Origin of the sequence: Streptomyces fildesensis (assembly GCF_016107395.1) — a bacterium.
Taxonomy (GTDB): domain Bacteria; phylum Actinomycetota; class Actinomycetes; order Streptomycetales; family Streptomycetaceae; genus Actinacidiphila; species Actinacidiphila fildesensis.
In genome coordinates this window covers 60,220-78,240 of sequence record NZ_JAAIKO010000021.1, presented here as the reverse complement: position 1 = coordinate 78,240, position 18,021 = coordinate 60,220, and the positions used below count along the sequence as shown (strand labels likewise).

The following is an 18,021-nucleotide window of genomic DNA, read 5'->3' as shown; positions in this document are numbered from 1 at the left end:
GTGCGCAAGCCATCTGGCCGAGCCGGTTCACTAGCAGTAGCGTGCGCCGCATCAGCTCTCGGCATCATCAAAAGGAGCAGGCTCATGACGGTCTATCAGCCCCCCGGAAACTCTGGCAGCCCCGCCTCCTTCCCCTCCCGCTACGAGAACTGGATCGGCGGAGAATGGACGGCCCCCGCCGCCGGGGGATATTTCGAGAACCCGACGCCCGTCACCGGCCAGGCGTTCGTCGACATAGCCCGCTCCACCGCGGCGGACGTCGAACTCGCCCTGGACGCGGCGCACTCGGCGGCCCCCGCCTGGGGGCGCACCGCCCCCGCCGAGCGGGCGTCCGTCCTCAACCGGATCGCCGACCGGATGGAGCAGCACCTCACCGAACTGGCCGTCGCCGAGGTCTGGGACAACGGCAAGCCGGTCCGTGAGGCGCTGGCCGCCGACCTGCCGCTGGCCATCGACCACTTCCGGTACTTCGCGGGCGTGCTGCGCGGCCAGGAGGGGTCGATCTCCCAGATCGACGAGGACACCGTCGCCTACCACTTCCAGGAGCCGTTAGGAGTGGTCGCGCAGATCATCCCCTGGAACTTCCCGATCCTGATGGCCGTCTGGAAGCTCGCCCCGGCGCTCGCCGCCGGCAACTGCGTGGTCCTCAAGCCGGCCGAGCAGACCCCGGCCTCGATCATGTACCTGATGGACCTGATCCAGGACCTCATCCCGCCGGGCGTCGTCAACGTCGTCAACGGCTTCGGCACCGAAGCCGGCAAGCCGCTCGCCTCCAGCCCCCGCGTCGCGAAGGTCGCCTTCACCGGCGAGACCACCACCGGCCGGCTGATCATGCAGTACGCGAGCCAGAACATCGTCCCGGTCACCCTCGAACTCGGCGGCAAGAGCCCCAACATCTTCTTCGCCGACGTCGCGGCAGCGCCCGACGAGTTCTACGACAAGGCCCTCGAAGGCTTCGCGATGTTCGCCCTCAACCAGGGCGAGGTCTGCACCTGTCCGTCCCGCGCCCTCATCCAGGCGTCGATCTACGACAGCTTCCTCGGCGACGCCCTGGAGCGCACCCGCTCGATCCAGCAGGGCAACCCCCTCGACACCGGCACGATGATCGGCGCCCAGGCCAGCAACGACCAGCTCGAGAAGATCCTCTCCTACATCGACATCGGCACCGCCGAGGGAGCCAAGCTCCTCACCGGCGGCGAACGCGTCGACCTCGGCGGTGCCCTCTCCGGCGGCTACTACGTGGCCCCGACGATCTTCGAGGGCGACAACAGCATGCGGATCTTCCAGGAGGAGATCTTCGGCCCCGTCGTCTCCGTCGCCCGCTTCGACCAGTTCGACGACGCCGTCTCCATCGCCAACGACTCCCTCTACGGACTCGGCGCCGGCGTCTGGACCCGCGACATGAACACCGCGTTCCGCGCCGGCCGCGCCATCCAGGCCGGCCGCGTCTGGACCAACTGCTACCACGCCTACCCGGCCCACGCGGCCTTCGGCGGCTACAAGAACTCCGGCATCGGCCGAGAGAACCACAAGATGATGCTCGACCACTACCAGCAGACCAAGAACCTGCTGGTCAGCTACAGCCCCAACGCACTGGGCTTCTTCTAGCCGCTCACGACCCCCGGTCCGCAGAATGCGGTCCGGGGGTCTGCGGGGCGCACGGGGGTCGCAGGTCGGGTTCGAGACAGGGACGGTGAAGCATGGATGTGGCAAACCGGGTCGAGGTGACCGGGATGGCGGCGGAACTGTTGCGGCGGCTGGCCGACGAGCACGGTCCGCTGATGTTCCACCAGTCCGGCGGGTGCTGTGACGGCAGTTCGCCGATGTGCTACCCGGCGGGCGAGTTCCTGACCGGGGACTCGGACGTGCACCTGGGGGACCTGGGCGTGGCGGGCATGGAACCGGTGCCGGTGTGGATGGCCCGGGACCAGTTCGCGTACTGGAGCCATACGCATCTGACGATTGACGTGGTGCCCGGGCGGGGGAGTGGTTTTTCCCTGGAGGCACCGACGGGAAATCGCTTTCTTATCCGCTCCCGGCTGTTGACGGACGAAGAGTTGAAGGCATTGCGGACATGATGTGCGCGAGCCATGCGCATGCTGTGTCCACGGTGAATTAACCGCTTTCCGAACATTTCCGCGAGAGATCAAACTCCTCAGCGGATTCTGTGACAGAAGCGTGACGATCAATGCCGGGTACTGCCCGTACGCGCCTTCCCGGATGTACGCCGCGTGCTTACGGTGGGGTATGGCACCGATACCGACACCTGGACCCCGGACCCCGGACGACCCCGCGAAGGCCTACACAGGGCTGCCGAAGGACGAGGCGGAACGGCGCGCGAGAGAGCATGGCTGGACCACGGTCCGTTCCCTTCCGGAGGGGGCGATCATCACCATGGAGTACGTCGCGGGACGGCTGAACTTCAGTGTCGCGGACGGCAGAGTGACGCGCTGCTGGCAGGGCTGACCGACGGGAAACGGCGGGAGGCCGTGGGAACCGCCGGAGCGGTTCGCACGGCCTCCCGTGGTCGTTGGAGTCGTCGGAAGCGGCGCTAGCTGCCTGCGGCGCCGCGCCCGCGCACCTGCTGGTGGGCGAGCGGGATGGGGCGGACGGGCCGTTCCGCGGGCGGCCGGCGGCTGCCGGTCGGGGTGACGGGGGTGCGCTCGTGGCGGGCGGCCGGCGGCCGTCCCGGAGCGTGCGGCATGGTGGCCGCATGGCCACCCGTGGCGGCGCCGACGGGCTCCAGCGCGGGCTGGCCGCCCGTCTGGGAGGCCCGCTGGGTCACCAGGCCGGGGCGCTGCCCGAGCGTGCGGGCCGGGACGGGAGCGAGTCCGGAACCGTGCCGGAGCCGGTGCCAGGCGGCCACCAGGAAGTCCTCGGCCCAGGCCATCGCGGGTTCGAACCAGGGGAGCGCGAGCAGCACCAGCAGGCCGGCGGCCCAGCCGAGCAGCACGTCACTGACCCAGTGGGTGCCGAGGTAGATGGTGGTCATACCGACCCCGAGGGCCAGCAGCGCGGCGATGACCGAAGCCCACCGGCGTACCCGTGGCGTGGTCGCCAGATATGCCAGAACGCCCCAGGTCACGACCGCGTTCGCGGTGTGGCCCGAGGGGAATATATCGCCGCCGGCGAAGAGTTCGGGGGATCCCACGGCGGTGGCGTAGTGCGGGCCGAGCCTTCCGAGCCCGTACTTCACGGCGCCAACGGTGATGTTCAGCAACAGGAGGGAGGCGCCGAGGGCCAGCATCGGGTGCAGGCTCCGCTGCCGCCAGGCCCGCCAGCCCAGCCAGGCCGCGACCATCACGGCCGTCGGGCCGCGCTGTCCCAGGACCACGAAGTAGTCCAGGGCCGCGTGGATCTGGGGCCACTGCTTGTAGGGGCGCCACAGCATCACCTGCCAGTCCAGCGTCACGAGCTTGGAGGAGGTGACGACGCCCACGACGATGGCCACGTAGACCGCAAGCGTCGAGCCGAACAGCCAGAGGCGTGTTCGGCTCATACGCGGTAGGTCGCGTGTGGTCGGGTACTCCGCCGGTCGGTGGAGCTTCTCATCGGTACGCACCGAATCGACGTTACAGCGTGTGACAGCAGTGATCGGCCGAACGAGCGTCTTTGTAATGACGATGTGATGTGGAGTGCGTCTCACCCGTTCCTTTGGCACTCACGGATTGAGTGAAAATTCGGGAACTCTGGATTTTATGTTCGGGTGTCGATACTCACATCACAACCGCCTTTTTATCGGCTATTACCCTCAGGGATGCACTGCGTTTCCCGTCCGAATGGCGGGACGCCGCGGTGATCATGGGTCCCGGAACGTGCGATAGCGTTTGGGGCCGCCTCGGCGGTACCCGCGTGACCTGGGCCTTCGGGCCCGCCGGGCGCGGCAGGTAACGCAGCGTCAGGATCGAAGCGCAGGACGAACCAGAGGAGCACGCCGTGGTCCGCCCCGGGAGGCAGCCGGCACTCGTCGTCGCTGTCGTGTTCACCGCAGCGGCGGTCGTCCAGCAGATCCTGCCGGCCGTCGGCGTCGGCGGCCCGCTGCCGGGCTGGCAGCCCCTTCCGTTCCTGCTCGTGGCCGCTCCCGCGTGGCTGCTGGCCCGCCCCTGGGCGACCGCCGGGCGCAAACCGCCGTACGTGCTGTCCTGGCTCGTGGTCCGGCTGCGCCATGTCCCGTCCTGGGCGCTGCCCGCCGCGGTGCTCGCGGCGGCCGCCGTGGTCTGGGCCGCGCTGCAGGACCAGGAGCCGTACCTCGGGCACGAGGAGGCGGTCTACGCGAACAAGGCGCGGTCCTGGCTGGACGGCACCCCGGACGCGGGCTGGGGCACCTACCGGCCGATCGGACTGCCGGTGCTGGGCCGGCTCGCGCTGGGCCTGAGTGACACCGTCGGGGCGGTCAGGGCGGTGGCGCTCGTCCTGGCGCTCTTCACCCTCACCGTCACGTATGTCGTCGCCGCCCGCTGGACGACCCCGCGACGGGCGGCCGTCGCGGCGCTGCTGGTGCTGGGCGGGCTGGGCTTCCTGCGCCGGCTCCCCGAGTTCCTCAACGACATCGGCTCCACCGGCCTGTTGCTGATCGTGGTGTACCTGCTGACGAGGGCGCAGGAGAAACCTTCCTCGCGCGCCCTGCTCTGGGTGCCGCCCGTCGCGCTGGCCGCGTTCTACCTGCGCTACGGCGTCGCCGGGAACCTCGTCGCGATCGCGATCGCCGCCGTCGCCGCCTACGGGCCGCGCGCCTGGCTGGAGCAGCGCGGCCGGCTGGCCGTGGCGGCGGCGGTCTTCCTCGCCGGCCTGGTGCCGCACTTCGTCTACGCGACGAAGGTGGCCGGCTGGCCGCTGGGGCTGATCTTCTCCGCCACCTCGCACGCGAACCGCGCCTACGTGGGCGACGGATTCGTCTACTACCTCGGGATCTTCCCGTACCGACTGGCCGGCGACCTCGGCGCGGTGGTGATGGCGGCCGGCCTCTACGCGGCGGGCGCCGCGTTCCGGCGGCGCCTGAGCACCGGGACCGAGGGCCGGACGGCCCGCCGGAAGGTGTTCCTCGGGTCGACGGCCGTGCTCGTCGTCGTCCTGCTCGGGATGGCCACCGACGGGGAGCCGCGCTTCATCTACCTGTCGGTGGTGCTGCTCACCATCCTCGGAGTGCAGGCGATCGCCGACCTGACCGGCCGCTGGTCCGCGCACGTCCTGACGGCCGTGGCGCTGCTCGCCGCCATCACCGTCCCGGCGACCGCCATGTCCGTGGCCCGCGGGGCGATGCCCGCACCGAACGCGGAGCGTGACTCGACGGTTCCGGTGGCGGAACAACTCGCCTCGGACGGTCCGTGCCTGCTGGTCACCGGGTACGAACCGGAAATGGGCTGGTACTCGGGCTGCGACGCGATCACCTACGCCCAGGCGGCGGAAACGGACTTCCCGGCGGGCACCAGGGTCAGTTTCGTGCTCTTCCGGCACGGCCGGCTGCAGCCCGGCGCCGCCGCGCTGCGCGACCTCATCGACGGCCACTCCGTCACCACCCGCACCATCCGCACCACCGGGTCGCTGGGCACCGCCACCGTCATCACGCTGCGCTGATCCCGGTCCTGGCCAGGCCCCGCAAGGGAACCGGCGCACCGTCCCGCCGCCGCCCCCGGAGCGGGTCATTCCGTCAAGGTGAGGTGGGCCACATGACCAGACCTCCACCTGGCGTACTCTGTCGTCTCACTCGCCTTTACCGCTGGTCAACCGGAATGGTGTAGCGACGTCCAGTTCCGAGGTAGTGAGAGCACCCCGCTGGGAGGTACGTAGATGACTGGGACGACAACGGTCGGCTCGGTGAGGCCGGCAGCCGTCCCACCGCATCAGCGTCCGGCCGGACGCTGGACCGTCCTGGTGGTCCTGTGCGTGAGCCTGCTGCTCGTCGCGCTCGACGCGACCGTGCTGCACGTCGCGGTCCCCGCGCTCACCGAGGACCTGCACCCGGGCGCGATACAGCTGCTGTGGATCGTCGACGCCTATCCGCTCGTCGCCGCCTCGCTGCTGATCCTCTTCGGCACCCTCGGCGACCGCGTCGGACGGCGAAAGATCCTGCTGATCGGCTACGGGCTCTTCGGCCTCGCCTCGGCCCTCGCCGCGTTCGCCACCGGCGCGCACGTCCTCATTGCGGCCCGGGCGCTGCTCGGGGTCGGCGGCGCCATGATCATGCCGGCGACGCTGTCGATACTCCGCCAGGTCTTCCCCGACCGCCGGGAGCGCGCGGTCGCCATCGGCGTGTGGAGTGCCGTCGCCGCCGTGGGCGCCGCGGTCGGACCGGTACTGGGCGGCTTCCTCGTCGAGCACTTCTGGTGGGGATCGGTCTTCCTCATCAACATCCCGCTGATGGCCGTGATCCTGCCGCTCTCGCGCTGGCTGCTCCCCGAGTCCAAGGGCGAGGGCTGCGGCCCGTGGGACGTCCTCGGCGCCCTCATGGCGGCGTTCGGCGTCCTCGGCGTGGTCCTCGGGGTCAAGCGCCTCGGCGGCGGTGCGAGCCTGCTCGACCCCGGGGCGATCGGTCCCGTCGTGGTCGGCGCGGTGCTGCTGGTGCTCTTCGTGCGCCGGCAGAAGCGCCGCGAACACCCGCTCATAGACATCGGCATGTTCTCCCGCCCCACCTTCAGCACCTCCGTCGGCTGCATCGTCCTGGCCATGCTCGCGCTCGTCGGCCTCGAACTGATCGCCGTGCAGTACCTGCAACTGGTGCTCGGCCTCAGCCCCTTCGCGACCGGGCTCCGCCTGCTGCCGCTCACCTTCGCCGCGATGGCGGCCGGACTGTGCGGCTCGCGCCTGCTGCACCGCTTCGGGCCACGCGCCATGGTCGGCACCGGGTTCGTGCTCACCGCCGTCGCCGTCCTGTCCCTGACCCTGATGGGACAGACCGACCGGCCGATGCTGCTCACCGGCGCCTTCGTGCTCCTCGGATTCGGCCTGGAGACCACGATCTTCGGCGCGTACGAATCCATGCTCAGCGAAGCCCCCGCCGCTCAGGCGGGCGGCGCCGCGGCCATCGGCGAGACCTCCTACCAACTCGGCGCGGGCATGGGCATCGCGCTGCTCGGCAGCGTGATGAACGCCGCGTACGGCCCCGGCGTGGCGCACGTCCCCGGCGTCCCGTCCGCCGACGGCGCCGCCGCGGGGAACTCGCTGGGGGAGGCGTACGACGTCTCCGGCCGGCTCGGCGGCCCGGCGGGAGCCGCGCTGCGGCAGGCCGCCCGGCACTCCTTCGTGACCGGGCTGCACGTCACGCTCGTCGTCAGCGCCGGCCTGCTGCTGCTGGGCGCGCTCGCCGCGCTCCGCCTCCCGCGGGTGATGGACTGCGGCGCCCTCCTCCTGAAAGCGGAGGGATTCGCAGAAGTCGAGACCCCCGCCCACGAGGTGTCCGCCGCGGAACACCGGCCGTCCCTCGCGAAGCACCCGGACCACTCCGGCCACCACCCGGACCACTCGGGCCACCCGCTGCCCGCTCAGTACCACGCGCCCGACGCCGAACGCCTGGTGTCGGCGGGCGAACAGCAGGCGGGACTTTACGTGGCGGGAGCACGCACGTAGCGTCGTCCACGACCTTGTAGATCACCTCGTAGCTCACCCAGGAGACCGTCATGTCCGGGAGCGCGCTGCCGCCGTTCGATCCGTACGATCCGCTCGGGATCGACGATCTGCTCAGTGACGAGGACCGCGCGGTGCGCGAGACCGTCAGGAACTGGGCCGCGGACCGCGTACTGCCGTACGTGGCGGGCTGGTACGAGTCGGGCGAGCTGCCCGTCATCCGGGAGCTCGCCCGGGAACTCGGCGCCATCGGCGCGCTCGGCATGTCCCTCACCGGCTACGGCTGCGCGGGCGCCAGCAACGTCCAGTACGGCCTGGCCTGTCTGGAACTGGAGGCGGCCGACTCCGGGATCCGCTCGCTGGTCTCCGTACAGGGATCGCTGGCGATGTACGCCATCCACCGCTTCGGCTCCGAGGAGCAACGCCAGGAGTGGCTGCCGCGGATGGCCTCCGGCGAGGTCATCGGCTGCTTTGGCCTCACCGAGCCCGACGTCGGCTCCGACCCGGCCGGGATGCGGACGTACGCCAAGCGCGACGGTGGGGGCACCTCCCGGACGGAGTCCGGGGGAGACTGGGTGCTCAACGGCCGCAAGATGTGGATCACCAACGGCTCGGTGGCCGGGGTCGCCGTGGTCTGGGCCCGCACCGACGACGGCATCCGCGGCTTCGTCGTCCCGACCGACGCCCCCGGCTTCTCGGCGCCGGAGATCAAGCACAAGTGGAGCCTGCGCGCCTCGGTCACCAGCGAACTCGTCCTGGACGACGTCCGGCTGCCCGCCGGTGCCGTGCTCCCCGAGGGCGCCGGCCTCAAGGGCCCGCTCAGCTGTCTGAGCCACGCGCGCTACGGCATCGTCTGGGGCGCGATGGGCGCGGCCCGCAGCAGCTTCGAATCGGCGCTGGAGTACTCGAAGACCCGCGAACAGTTCGGCCGGCCCATCGGCGGCTTCCAGCTCACCCAGGCCAAACTCGCCGACATGGCGGTCGAACTGCACAAGGGCATCCTGCTCGCCCACCACCTCGGGCAGCGGATGGACGCCGGGCGGCTGCGCCCGGAGCAGGTCAGCTTCGGCAAGCTCAACAACGTGCGCGAGGCGATCGAGATCTGCCGCACCTCGCGCACCATCCTCGGCGCCAACGGCATCTCGCTGGAGTATCCGGTGATGCGGCACGCGACCAACCTGGAGTCGGTGCTCACCTACGAGGGCACCGTGGAGATGCACCAACTGGTCCTGGGCAAGGCCCTCACCGGACTCGACGCCTTCAGGTGACCGGACTCGACGCCTTCCGGTGAGCGCCGCCGCAGGTCAGCGTCCTGCCGGAGCCTGCGGAGTCACCCCGCTCCTGCCCGGTGGATGGGCATCAGGGGTGGTGAACGTGTAGCCGGCGTCGATCAGCCGGGGCAGGTAGTTCTTCAGCGCGGCCACCGTCTGTGAGCGGTCGCCGCCGCTGCCGGGCGCGGGATCGTCGTCGCCGCCCTCGGTGCCGTCGTGGTTCAGCACGATGGCACCGGTGGCCGCACCGGCGACGACCCGGTCGGCGATGGTGCCGGTGCCGGGGTTGGCCCAGTCCGTCGGGTCCACCGACCAGGAGATCGGGCGCAGCCCGAGGTCGGCGCAGACGGCAAGCGAGGCGTCCGCGAAGTCGCCGTAGGGGGCACGGAACAGCACCGGCGCCCGCACACCGGTCTTTGTGACGGCGTCCTGGGTGCGCTGCATCTGGTCGCGTACGTCCGCGGCGGACAGGTCACTGAGATGAGCGTGGGACCAGGTGTGGTTTCCCAGCGAGTGCCCCTCCGCGGCGATGCGGCGCACCACGTCCGGGTACAGCCCGACGTTGTCGCCGCACACGAAGAACGTCGCATGGACGCTGTGGGCGCGCAGGACGTCCAGCACCTGCGGCGTGTACTGCGGACTGGGGCCGTCGTCGAAGGTGAGGGCCATCACCATGGAACCGGCGTTGACCTCGGCTTCCGGTGCGGGGACCCGCCGGGCACGCGCGGCCGCCGGCGCCGCCGCGGCACCGAGGCCGAGCAGAGCTGTGGCGCTTACGGCGAGGAAGCGGCGGCGGGGCAGCGGACTGCGGGGCTTTGGCATGGGACCATCTTGAGCGGCCGACGGCCCGGCTCGATGAGGGACGCGCCGAGTCCGGGCGGATCAAGGGCGAAGCCGAAAAGGGCACACGCCAAGGCTCTGACCGTCGGATGCGGCATCAGCTCCGGGCCGCCTGGGGGCCGTCCGAGGGTGACCAGGGACGACTAGCAACGACCGTCTACGACGGCTCCCAGGCTGCTCACAGCGTTGTCCATACCTTGCTTCCGTGGTGCTGAGCGTGGTTGATCAGTTCTGGTTGAAGAATCCGTCGGCGCCGCGCTTCGACTCGGCGTTGAGGACCATGTAGTCGGCGGGGGTCAGCAGGAAGACACGGGTGGCGATGCGCTCGATCGAGCCGCGAAGCCCGAAGGTGAGACCCGCCGCGAAGTCGACGACGCGCTTCGCGTCGCTCGACTCCATACCCGTAAGGTTCACGATCACCGGCACGCCCTTGCGGAAGAGCTCGCCGATGCCGCGGGCATCCCGGAAGCCGTCCGGGGTCACGGTGGCGATCTGGCGGCCCTGTTCCTCGGCCGTCTCGCTCGCCACCTGGACCCTGGGGTCGGTCACCCAGGTGTCGCCGCGCTCGGATCCCTCGCCGTAGTCGGCGTACTCCTCGTCGTAGTAGCTCTCGTCGCCGTTGTCGTCGACGAGGCCCAGCCAGGCACTCGCCCGTCGAACCGAACCCATGGACGCCTCCTCTCACACGCGGTCAATATCGTCCGCACCCCTATGGTCGTCCATGATGCCGATGATGCGCCAAGCGGATAGCCGCCACCCAGGGGACTTGTGACGGTACTGGTGCACAAGATAGGTGTCGGGGAGTCAGGTAGCCATAGGCATACGGATGGTGACGAAGTGATGGGAGCGCTCCCCTCTTCCGGGTGACGCCGCACGGCCGGACGGCGGTACGCCAGTCATGAGATCGTTCCATCGGTAGCATGTCGGGCCGATCGTACGATGAAGCCGCTGGGGGAGCGTTGTTCGGAATTATCAGGCCGTGTCGCCACCGGATGTCGGAGGGACTCGCCACTTCCTGGATGGCGCACCTGTGCGGGCTGTGCCTCGCGTTGCGCGACGACCACGGGCAGCTGGCCCGCATCGCCACCAACTACGACGGGCTGATCATCTCGGCGCTGGTCGAGGCCCAGGTCCCGGGCGCGGCGGCGTCGGCGAAGTGGCGGCGGACCGCCGGGCCCTGTCCGTTGCGCGGGATGCGCACCGCGCCGGTGGCGACGGGCGAGGGCGCGCGGCTGGCCGCCGCCGTCTCGCTCGTGCTGGCGTCGGCGAAGATGCGTGACCATATCGACGACCGGGACGGCGCCATGGGGCGGCGGCCGGTCGCGGCGGCGGCGCGGACCGTCGCCCGGCGCTGGGACCGGGCCGGCGCGCGGACCGGCGGCGGGCTCGGGTTCGACACGGCGGTGCTGGTGGACGCGGTGGACCGGCAGTCCGGGATCGAGGCGCTGGCCAGGACGGGCACCCCGCTGCTGACGGTCACCGAGCCGACCGAGACCGCGACCGCGGCCGCCTTCGGCTACACGGCGGTCCTCGCCGGACGGCCCGGGAACCGTGCGCCGTTGGAGGAGGCCGGCCGGCTCTTCGGCCGGCTGGCGCATCTGCTGGACGCGGTCGAGGACCAGACGGCTGACGCCGCGTCGGGTGCGTGGAACCCGCTGACGGCGACGGGCACCGGCCGCGACGAGGCCCGGCGGCTGTGCGACGACGCGGTGCGCGGGGTGCGGCTGGCACTGAAGGACACCGAGTTCACCGACGGCCGGCTCGTCCACGTCCTGCTCGCCCATGAGCTGCGGCGCTCGGTGGACCGCGCCTTCGGCGGCTCCTGCGCGCACACCCACCCCAACGCGCTCGAAGGGCAGGGTCTCGGCCCGGCCCAGGGTCTGGACCTGGGGCAGCTGGAGCTGCCGCAGCTGAGCGGGAATCCGTACGGTCCTGGTCAGAGCCCGTACGCGCCCGGCGGACCGGGCTTCCCGCCCAACGGTTTCCCGCCGCCCGAGCCGCCGCGCCGGCGAGGGCTGATCGCCGGGTGCGCGCTGTGGAGCGGGCTGTGCTGCACCTGCCAGCTCTGCTGCCGGGACCACTACGAGGACCCGTGGAACGGCAGGCGCCGCGAGGGATGGTGCTCGAACTGCGACTGCGACTGCTGCGATGGCTGCGATTGCTGTGATGGGTGCGACTGCTGCGATTGCGGTTGTGACTGCGGGTGTTGAACGGGAGATGAAGAGTCCTTCTCGAACTCGAAAGGTGCGTAACGAGGGAGGGAGAGAAGGTGGCGTGGGTGCGGGAAGGAAGACCGGGCTGACGGGGAGAGCTACGGGAGAGCCTGAGGTGAAGCGGCCGCGGCGGGAGTGGGACAGTGCGCGCGGGCGGGCGGAGCCAGGGCCGGCCGAGCAGGCCCTAAAGGGTCAGCGACAACACGAGGACGACCACACCCGACCGAAGTCGATGTGGTCGCGGGTGACCAACTGACAGCTGCGCATGGGGTCAGTGGAACAGCCGCCGTCCCCATCCGTCAACCACGCTGAGACGCGGTGCCCACCAGTTGGACATGCTTGACAGTGGGCGACGCTGTGGGATTAGCCTCGGGCCACGGTCATGACGACCCGGTCGCGTTGAGGGACGCGGCGTGCGTGAAGGCAACTCCCGTGCTCCTCCAGTGTGTCCACGGAGTCTCCGCATGCCCGAAACCCCTCCAGGCCATCGGCCCATCCGCCCGCTGCACCTGGCCTTCGCGATCGACGGCCGGGAACGGCATCCGGAACCGTACGAGGCCTCCTCCTGCATCGAGCTCGCCCGGCTCGCCGAGCGCGGCGCGCTGGACTTCGTCACGCTCGACGACGTCCCGGCGCCGGCCTACGGCGGTGCCGGACGGCTCGACGCGCTCGCCGTCCTCACGCGGGTCGCACCCGCCACCGACCGGATCGGCCTGGTGGCCGCCGTCACCGCCACGCACCACGGGCCGGTCCCCGTCCCGGCGGCGCTCGCCACTCTCGACCGGGTCAGCCGCGGCCGGGCCGGCTGGACGCCGCTGCTCCCCGACGCGGACGCCCTGCTGCGGGACGGCTGGGCGGACGCCGCCGGGTTCCCTGACGTGACGTCAGTCGAACCCGGACCGTTGGAGGGCCGGCCGGTGCTCGCGGTCGACGCGACGCTGGAGGCGCCGCGCGAGACGGCCGCGCGGCACGCGGACGTGGCGTACGTACGGGTCGGCGGTCCGCACTCGGAGCGGCTGGCGTACGAAGCCCGCACTGACCTGCGCCGCCGGGCGGCGGCGTACGGCCGGGACCCGGACCGGCTCACGGTCCTGGCCTCGCTCGCCGTCGAACTGTTCGATCCGGCCGACGCCGTGGTCCTCGCCGACCTGTTCGGCGACTGGCACCGCGACGGGATCACCGACGGCTTCCACGTGCGGCCCGCCGATCCGCGGCGGGATCTGGCCCGGCTGGTGAACGCGACCGTGCCCGTGCTCCAGCAACGCGGACTGTTCCGCCGCTTCCAGCCCGGCACGACGCTGCGTGAACACCTCGGCCTGGACCGTCCGGTGAGCCGCCCGGCCGCCGCACGGTGAGCGGAACGGTGAGCCGCCCGGTGTGCGGCACGGTGGGCCGTCCGGTCGGCTGACCGCCGCCGGCGATCCGGACGGGCCAATTCCGGCCACCGCCCCACCGTCCGGCCGGAGGGCAGCCGCCGACCGGAGTACGGGGAGCACGACGCCGCGCGATCATCTCGGCCTGCGGCAGCCGCTATGGAAGGTTGATGACCATGAGTTCCGAGACTGAGCAGGACTGGAAGAACTGGCGCGAGCGGCGCGCCGAGTCGGTCGCCGCGCCGTACGGGCCACTGGCCCTGACCGGCACGTACTGGCTCGCCGACGCGGCGGACGGGAAGATCCCCGGGCTGCCGGGGGAGTGGCGGGAGCAGGACGGCTCGGTGGTCCACCAGGGCGATGGCGTCTTCGGGCGGCTGGAACCCGAGGGCGAGCCGGTGCTGTTCGGCGAGAAGCGGATCGTGGCGATCGACCGCGAGGGGCTGCTCGCCCTCCGGATCTGGGACCCGGCCTCGGACGCCCGGCGTGATTTCGCGGGGATCGGCGCGTTCGACTACGACGAGCGGTGGGTGCTGCCGGCGGTTTTCCGCCCGTACCCCGAGGGACGCGCCGTGCGCGTGCCGCACGCCGACGGCCGGGAGCGCGGACTCGGCGTCAGCGGCGAACTGGCCTTCACCGTGGACGGCGCTGAGCACTCGCTCGCGGTCGCGGTGGAGGAGGACGGCACGCTCTGGGGCGTCATCGCCGACGCGACCAGCGGAAGGAGCAGCTACCGCTTCCGTTTCCTGCGGACCCCGGCGCCCGCCGCGGACGGCCGCGTGGTGCTGGACTTCAACCGGACGCTGCTCCCGCCGTGCGCGTTCGCCGACGCCTTCGTCTGCCCGTTCCCGCCGCCCGGCAACACGCTGCCCTTCGCACTCGAAGCGGGCGAGAGCAAGGTGCTCACCAGCTGAGACCCGGCTCGAAACCCGGTTCGAAACCCGGTGGGACCGGCTTCGGTGGCTGGTTCCGGTTCCGGTTCGAGATGCTCCGGCCGAGGTCCGTTCGAGAGACGGCCGCGGCCGGTTGAGATGTCGTCAGCACGGGTGTGCCTCGGTGGTCCGTACGGACGCCGGGGCGCCGTCGCGTCCGAACGGCGCGGCCGAAAGGCGCCCTTGTGTGTTCCGCGCGGGCTCTGAATACTCCCGTCCAGTGCTTGTCAGGGTCACGTCGAGTTCGTTAATCGGTGCGGCGCTGACAGGCCGAGCTGACCTCCACCCCCCACAGGAGGAATGAATGAAAATCACCCGACGCGCCGGCCTGCTCGCTGTGACGTCCGGCCTGGTGGCCGTCACCGCGCTCACGCTGCCCGCCGCCAACGCCGCCCCCACGGCGACGGCAACCCCGGAGGCCGCCGCAGCGGTCGCCACCTCGCTCGGCACCGCGGCCACCGCGGGCAGCTACTACGACGCGGCGTCGAAGACCACCGTCGTCAACGTCACCTCGGCCAGGGCCGCCGACGCCGTACGGGCGGCCGGAGCGACACCCAGGACCGTCCGCTTCAGCTCGGCAGTACTCGACAAGGCAGGCGAGGCCGCCAGGTCCGCCGACATCGCGGGCTCGGCGTGGTCCGTCGACCCGCTGACCAACAAGCTCGCCGTGAGCGTCGACAGCCGGGTCACCGCCGCCCAGCTGGCCAAGCTCACCAAGGCCACCGCGAGCTACGGCGACGCCGTGAGCATCAACCGCGTGGCCGGGAAGTTCAGCAAGCTGCTCTCCGGCGGGGACGCCATCTACACCAGCCAGTGGCGCTGCTCGGTCGGCTTCAACGTCCGCAGCGGCAACACGTACTACTTCCTCACCGCGGGCCACTGCACCGAGGGCTACCCGGCCTGGACCACGTCCTCCGGCACCTCCATCGGCCCGACCACCGGCAACAGCTTCCCGAACAACGACTACGGGATCGTCCGCTACGACAACTCCTCGATCGCGCACCCCGGCGCCGTCGGCAGCCAGGACATCGCCAGCGCGGGCAACGCCTACGTCGGTGAACCCGTCAAGCGCCGCGGCTCCACCACCGGCATCCACAGCGGCTCGGTGACCGGACTCAACGCCACCGTGAACTACGGCGGCGGCGACATCGTCTACGGCATGATCAAGACCAACGTCTGTGCCGAGCCCGGCGACAGCGGCGGTTCGCTCTACAACGGCTCCATCGCGGTCGGCCTCACCTCGGGCGGCAGCGGCAACTGCTCCTCCGGCGGGACGACGTTCTTCCAGCCGGTCACCGAAGCGCTCAGTGCCTACGGAGTCAGCGTCTACTGACGCACCACCACCGACACCGGCGACGGCCTGCAGCGAACAGGACGGAGCCCCCGCCGACCCTGCCGGCGGGGGCTCTGCCATGTGCCCGTACAGAGGTGCCGTACCCCCGTGGACCCCCGTGGATTTCGGGTGCCGTGCACCCGTGAACCTCCGCCCCATGCGGTCAGTGGCTGTCCGCGACGGCTGGCAGACTGACCGCATGTTGGAGACCTCGGCGCGGCTGCTGCGTCTGCTCTCGCTCCTCCAGTCCCGGCGGGACTGGTCCGGCCCCGACCTCGCGGCGCGCCTGGACGTCACCGCGCGCACGGTGCGCCGCGACGTCGACCGGCTGCGGACCCTCGGCTACCCGGTGCACGCCGCCCCCGGCACGGCCGGCGGCTACCGGCTCGGCGCGGGCGCCGCGCTCCCACCGCTGCTGCTGGACGACGAGGAGGCGGTCGCCGTCGCGCTGTGCCTGCGCACCGGCGTGGGCGGCACCGTCGCCGGGATCGAGGAGGTCTCCGTCCGGGCGCTGTCCAAGCTGGAGCAGGTGCTCCCGTCACGGCTGCGGCACCGGGTCCAGGCCATGCAGGCGATCACCGTCCACGCGCCCCCGCCCGGCCGGGCGACCGTCGGCCAGGACGTGCTGACCGCCATCGGCGCGGCCTGCCGCGACCGCGAACGGCTGCGCTTCGACTACAGCGACCACCGCGGCACCTCCAGCCGCCGCACGGTCGAGCCGTACCGCCTGGTCAACCACGGGCGCCGCTGGTACCTGCTCGCCTGGGACACCGGCCGGGAGGACTGGCGGACCTTCCGCGTCGACCGGATCGACCCCAAGTCACCCACCGGACCGCGCTTCGCACCGCGCGAACCCCCGGAGGACGCGGCGGCGTACGTCGCCAAGGGGGTCACCACCAGGGCCTACCGCTACCAGGCGCGGATCACCCTGCACATGTCGGCGCAGGCGGTCGCCGACTTCGGCTGGACGGGCTTCGGCACGATCGAGGCGATCGACGACAAGACCTGCGAACTGCGGACGGGCGCCGAGTCGCTCGACGGCCTCACCGTCTTCATCGCCCTCCTCGGAGTGGAGTTCGAGGTGCACGAACCGCCCGAGCTCGCCGAGCAGCTGAGAGTGGTGGCCGCCCGGCTGCTGCGCGCGGCGGACCGTACGCCGCCGGACTGACGGGCACGGTTCGGGCGGGCGGTGCGGCGGACGGCGTGGTGTGGCGGTGCGGTACGGCGGCGTGGAGAGGTCCGTGCGGTGCGGCTGCCCCGTGGGACCCCGGCGCCCCTGCCGTGCGCCGCCCCGCCCGTACGACCGGCGCTCGGCGGGGGTTCCCGCAGTACGCTGGAGACACTGCACGTGTATACGGCAGGGGGCCGAAATGATCGTGGAGCTGGTGTCCGCCGTCCTAGCGGCCGGGGCCGTTTACGGGGTGGCTGCCGCCCGGGTGGTGCGGCAGTACGAGCGGGGTGTCGTGCTGCGGCTGGGCCGGCTCAGGTCGGAGCCCAAGGGTCCCGGATTCACCATGGTCATTCCAGGGGTGGACCGGCTGCGGAAGGTCAATCTGCAGATCGTGACGATGCCCATTCCCGGGCAGGACGGCATCACCCGCGACAACGTCTCGGTCAAGGTGGACGCGGTCGTGTACTTCAAGGTCATCAACGCCGTCGACGCCGTCATCCAGGTCGAGGACTACCGCTTCGCGGTGTCCCAGGTCGCCCAGACCTCGCTGCGTTCGATCATCGGCAAGAGCGATCTGGACGAGCTGCTGTCGAACCGGGAGAAGCTGAACGAAGGCCTGGAAGTGATGATCGACAGCCCGGCGCTGGGCTGGGGTGTGCAGATCGACCGGGTCGAGATCAAGGACGTGTCGCTGCCGGAGGCGATGAAGCGGTCGATGTCCCGGCAGGCCGAGGCGGAGCGTGAACGGCGCGCCCGGATCATCAACGCGGACGCCGAACTGCAGGCGTCGAAGGTGCTCGCCCAGGCCGCCAAGCAGATGGAGGACAACCCCTCCGCCCTCCAACTGCGCCTGCTCCAGACGGTGGTGGCCGTCGCGGCCGAGAAGAACTCGACGCTGGTGCTGCCGTTCCCGGTCGAGCTGCTGCGCTTCCTGGAGCGCGCCGCGCCCACGCCGCCGGCACCGGCCGCCGAGCCCGCCGCCGTACGGCCCGCCGCGGATCCCGAGCCCGCCGCCGCACCCGTACCACCTGCGAACGAGCCCGTACCCGACGTCGTACCCATCCCCCCGGTCCCCCCGATCCCTCCGCTCGCCGCCGTGCCGACCCCCGCTGATCCGACGCCCGCGCTGACGTCGGCGCCGCCAGCGCCGGTCGAGAGCAACTCCCAGGCCAAGAACGAGGAGTAACCACCGCGGTCGAGCGAGCGACCGACGCGACGGAACAGCGACCGATGGACCGAACAGTCCGCCGGCCGCCGCTGTTCGTCGCTCGCTGTCCGCCGACGGCGCCGCTCACCGCACCGGCCTCCCGGCCCCAGCCGTAGACCTT

15 protein-coding genes are annotated in these 18,021 nt (G+C 71.3%); 12 read left to right on the top strand and 3 right to left on the bottom strand.

Annotated features, from left to right (window positions below; all coding sequences use genetic code 11):
* Nucleotides 1-84 precede the first annotated feature (84 nt).
* From exaC to C6N31_RS24985, 3 genes are all read left to right on the top strand, one after another.
* The gene (exaC, locus tag C6N31_RS24995; RefSeq protein ID WP_138353338.1) at nt 85-1,608 is read left to right on the top strand and encodes an acetaldehyde dehydrogenase ExaC; all 1,524 of its coding nucleotides are present in this window, start codon (nt 85-87) and stop codon (nt 1,606-1,608) included.
* Between the two features lie 92 nt (nt 1,609-1,700).
* On the top strand, nt 1,701-2,078 hold the full coding sequence (locus C6N31_RS24990) for a DUF779 domain-containing protein (RefSeq protein WP_138353337.1): 378 nt from the start codon (nt 1,701-1,703) through the stop codon (nt 2,076-2,078).
* Nucleotides 2,079-2,247: 169 nt separating this feature from the next.
* Nucleotides 2,248-2,466 carry a proteinase inhibitor I78 gene (locus tag C6N31_RS24985; RefSeq protein WP_138353336.1) on the top strand — a complete coding sequence of 73 codons (219 nt, stop codon included), beginning with the start codon at nt 2,248-2,250 and terminating at the stop codon, nt 2,464-2,466.
* Between the two features lie 85 nt (nt 2,467-2,551).
* Here C6N31_RS24985 and C6N31_RS24980 read toward each other — a convergent pair whose 3' ends face one another.
* The gene (locus C6N31_RS24980) at nt 2,552-3,562 is read right to left on the bottom strand and encodes a phosphatase PAP2 family protein (protein WP_381587906.1); all 1,011 of its coding nucleotides are present in this window, start codon (nt 3,560-3,562) and stop codon (nt 2,552-2,554) included.
* A 374-nt stretch (nt 3,563-3,936) separates the two neighbouring features.
* On the opposite strand from C6N31_RS24980, the gene C6N31_RS24975 reads away from it, so the two are divergent.
* From C6N31_RS24975 to C6N31_RS24965, 3 genes are all read left to right on the top strand, one after another.
* Nucleotides 3,937-5,574 carry a glycosyltransferase family 39 protein gene (locus tag C6N31_RS24975; protein WP_307811540.1) on the top strand — a complete coding sequence of 546 codons (1,638 nt, stop codon included), beginning with the start codon at nt 3,937-3,939 and terminating at the stop codon, nt 5,572-5,574.
* Between the two features lie 213 nt (nt 5,575-5,787).
* Nucleotides 5,788-7,563, top strand: a complete 1,776-nt coding sequence (locus C6N31_RS24970; protein ID WP_232485612.1) for an MFS transporter — start codon at nt 5,788-5,790, stop codon at nt 7,561-7,563.
* 50 nt (nt 7,564-7,613) lie between these two features.
* The gene (locus C6N31_RS24965) at nt 7,614-8,828 is read left to right on the top strand and encodes an acyl-CoA dehydrogenase family protein (protein ID WP_138353333.1); all 1,215 of its coding nucleotides are present in this window, start codon (nt 7,614-7,616) and stop codon (nt 8,826-8,828) included.
* Between the two features lie 36 nt (nt 8,829-8,864).
* On the opposite strand, the gene C6N31_RS24960 is transcribed toward C6N31_RS24965, so the two are convergent.
* Together C6N31_RS24960 and C6N31_RS24955 are read right to left on the bottom strand one after the other, a co-directional pair.
* A complete protein-coding gene (locus C6N31_RS24960; protein ID WP_198358259.1) occupies nt 8,865-9,653 on the bottom strand; it encodes a polysaccharide deacetylase family protein in 789 nt (262 codons plus the stop codon).
* 243 nt (nt 9,654-9,896) lie between these two features.
* Nucleotides 9,897-10,340 (bottom strand): cell division protein SepF, encoded by a 444-nt coding sequence (locus C6N31_RS24955; RefSeq protein WP_138353331.1) that lies wholly within the window; start codon nt 10,338-10,340, stop codon nt 9,897-9,899.
* A 290-nt stretch (nt 10,341-10,630) separates the two neighbouring features.
* Between C6N31_RS24955 and C6N31_RS24950 the strand changes: the two genes are divergently transcribed.
* From C6N31_RS24950 to C6N31_RS24925, 6 genes are all read left to right on the top strand, one after another.
* A complete protein-coding gene (locus tag C6N31_RS24950; protein ID WP_198358258.1) occupies nt 10,631-11,881 on the top strand; it encodes a DUF5685 family protein in 1,251 nt (416 codons plus the stop codon).
* Between the two features lie 467 nt (nt 11,882-12,348).
* The gene (locus C6N31_RS24945; protein WP_198358257.1) at nt 12,349-13,239 is read left to right on the top strand and encodes an LLM class flavin-dependent oxidoreductase; all 891 of its coding nucleotides are present in this window, start codon (nt 12,349-12,351) and stop codon (nt 13,237-13,239) included.
* Nucleotides 13,240-13,433: 194 nt separating this feature from the next.
* Complete coding sequence (locus C6N31_RS24940) at nt 13,434-14,171, top strand: DUF1684 domain-containing protein (protein ID WP_138353328.1); 738 nt, start codon at nt 13,434-13,436, stop codon at nt 14,169-14,171.
* A 322-nt stretch (nt 14,172-14,493) separates the two neighbouring features.
* A complete protein-coding gene (locus C6N31_RS24935; protein ID WP_138353327.1) occupies nt 14,494-15,522 on the top strand; it encodes a S1 family peptidase in 1,029 nt (342 codons plus the stop codon).
* Nucleotides 15,523-15,721: 199 nt separating this feature from the next.
* The gene (locus C6N31_RS24930; RefSeq protein WP_198358256.1) at nt 15,722-16,690 is read left to right on the top strand and encodes a helix-turn-helix transcriptional regulator; all 969 of its coding nucleotides are present in this window, start codon (nt 15,722-15,724) and stop codon (nt 16,688-16,690) included.
* A 202-nt stretch (nt 16,691-16,892) separates the two neighbouring features.
* A complete protein-coding gene (locus C6N31_RS24925; protein WP_138353325.1) occupies nt 16,893-17,879 on the top strand; it encodes a slipin family protein in 987 nt (328 codons plus the stop codon).
* Nucleotides 17,880-18,021 lie beyond the last annotated feature (142 nt).

Bases quoted from the DNA above. Each gene is read 5' to 3' on its own strand.
- exaC (WP_138353338.1), top strand. From the start codon at position 85: ATGACGGTCTATCAGCCCCCCGGAAACTCTGGCAGCCCCGCCTCCTTC.
- C6N31_RS24990 (WP_138353337.1), top strand. From the start codon at position 1,701: ATGGATGTGGCAAACCGGGTCGAGGTGACCGGGATGGCGGCGGAACTG.
- C6N31_RS24985 (WP_138353336.1), top strand. From the start codon at position 2,248: ATGGCACCGATACCGACACCTGGACCCCGGACCCCGGACGACCCCGCG.
- C6N31_RS24970 (WP_232485612.1), top strand. From the start codon at position 5,788: ATGACTGGGACGACAACGGTCGGCTCGGTGAGGCCGGCAGCCGTCCCA.
- C6N31_RS24965 (WP_138353333.1), top strand. From the start codon at position 7,614: ATGTCCGGGAGCGCGCTGCCGCCGTTCGATCCGTACGATCCGCTCGGG.
- C6N31_RS24960 (WP_198358259.1), bottom strand. From the start codon at position 9,653: ATGCCAAAGCCCCGCAGTCCGCTGCCCCGCCGCCGCTTCCTCGCCGTA.
- C6N31_RS24955 (WP_138353331.1), bottom strand. From the start codon at position 10,340: ATGGGTTCGGTTCGACGGGCGAGTGCCTGGCTGGGCCTCGTCGACGAC.
- C6N31_RS24945 (WP_198358257.1), top strand. From the start codon at position 12,349: ATGCCCGAAACCCCTCCAGGCCATCGGCCCATCCGCCCGCTGCACCTG.
- C6N31_RS24940 (WP_138353328.1), top strand. From the start codon at position 13,434: ATGAGTTCCGAGACTGAGCAGGACTGGAAGAACTGGCGCGAGCGGCGC.
- C6N31_RS24935 (WP_138353327.1), top strand. From the start codon at position 14,494: ATGAAAATCACCCGACGCGCCGGCCTGCTCGCTGTGACGTCCGGCCTG.
- C6N31_RS24930 (WP_198358256.1), top strand. From the start codon at position 15,722: ATGTTGGAGACCTCGGCGCGGCTGCTGCGTCTGCTCTCGCTCCTCCAG.
- C6N31_RS24925 (WP_138353325.1), top strand. From the start codon at position 16,893: ATGATCGTGGAGCTGGTGTCCGCCGTCCTAGCGGCCGGGGCCGTTTAC.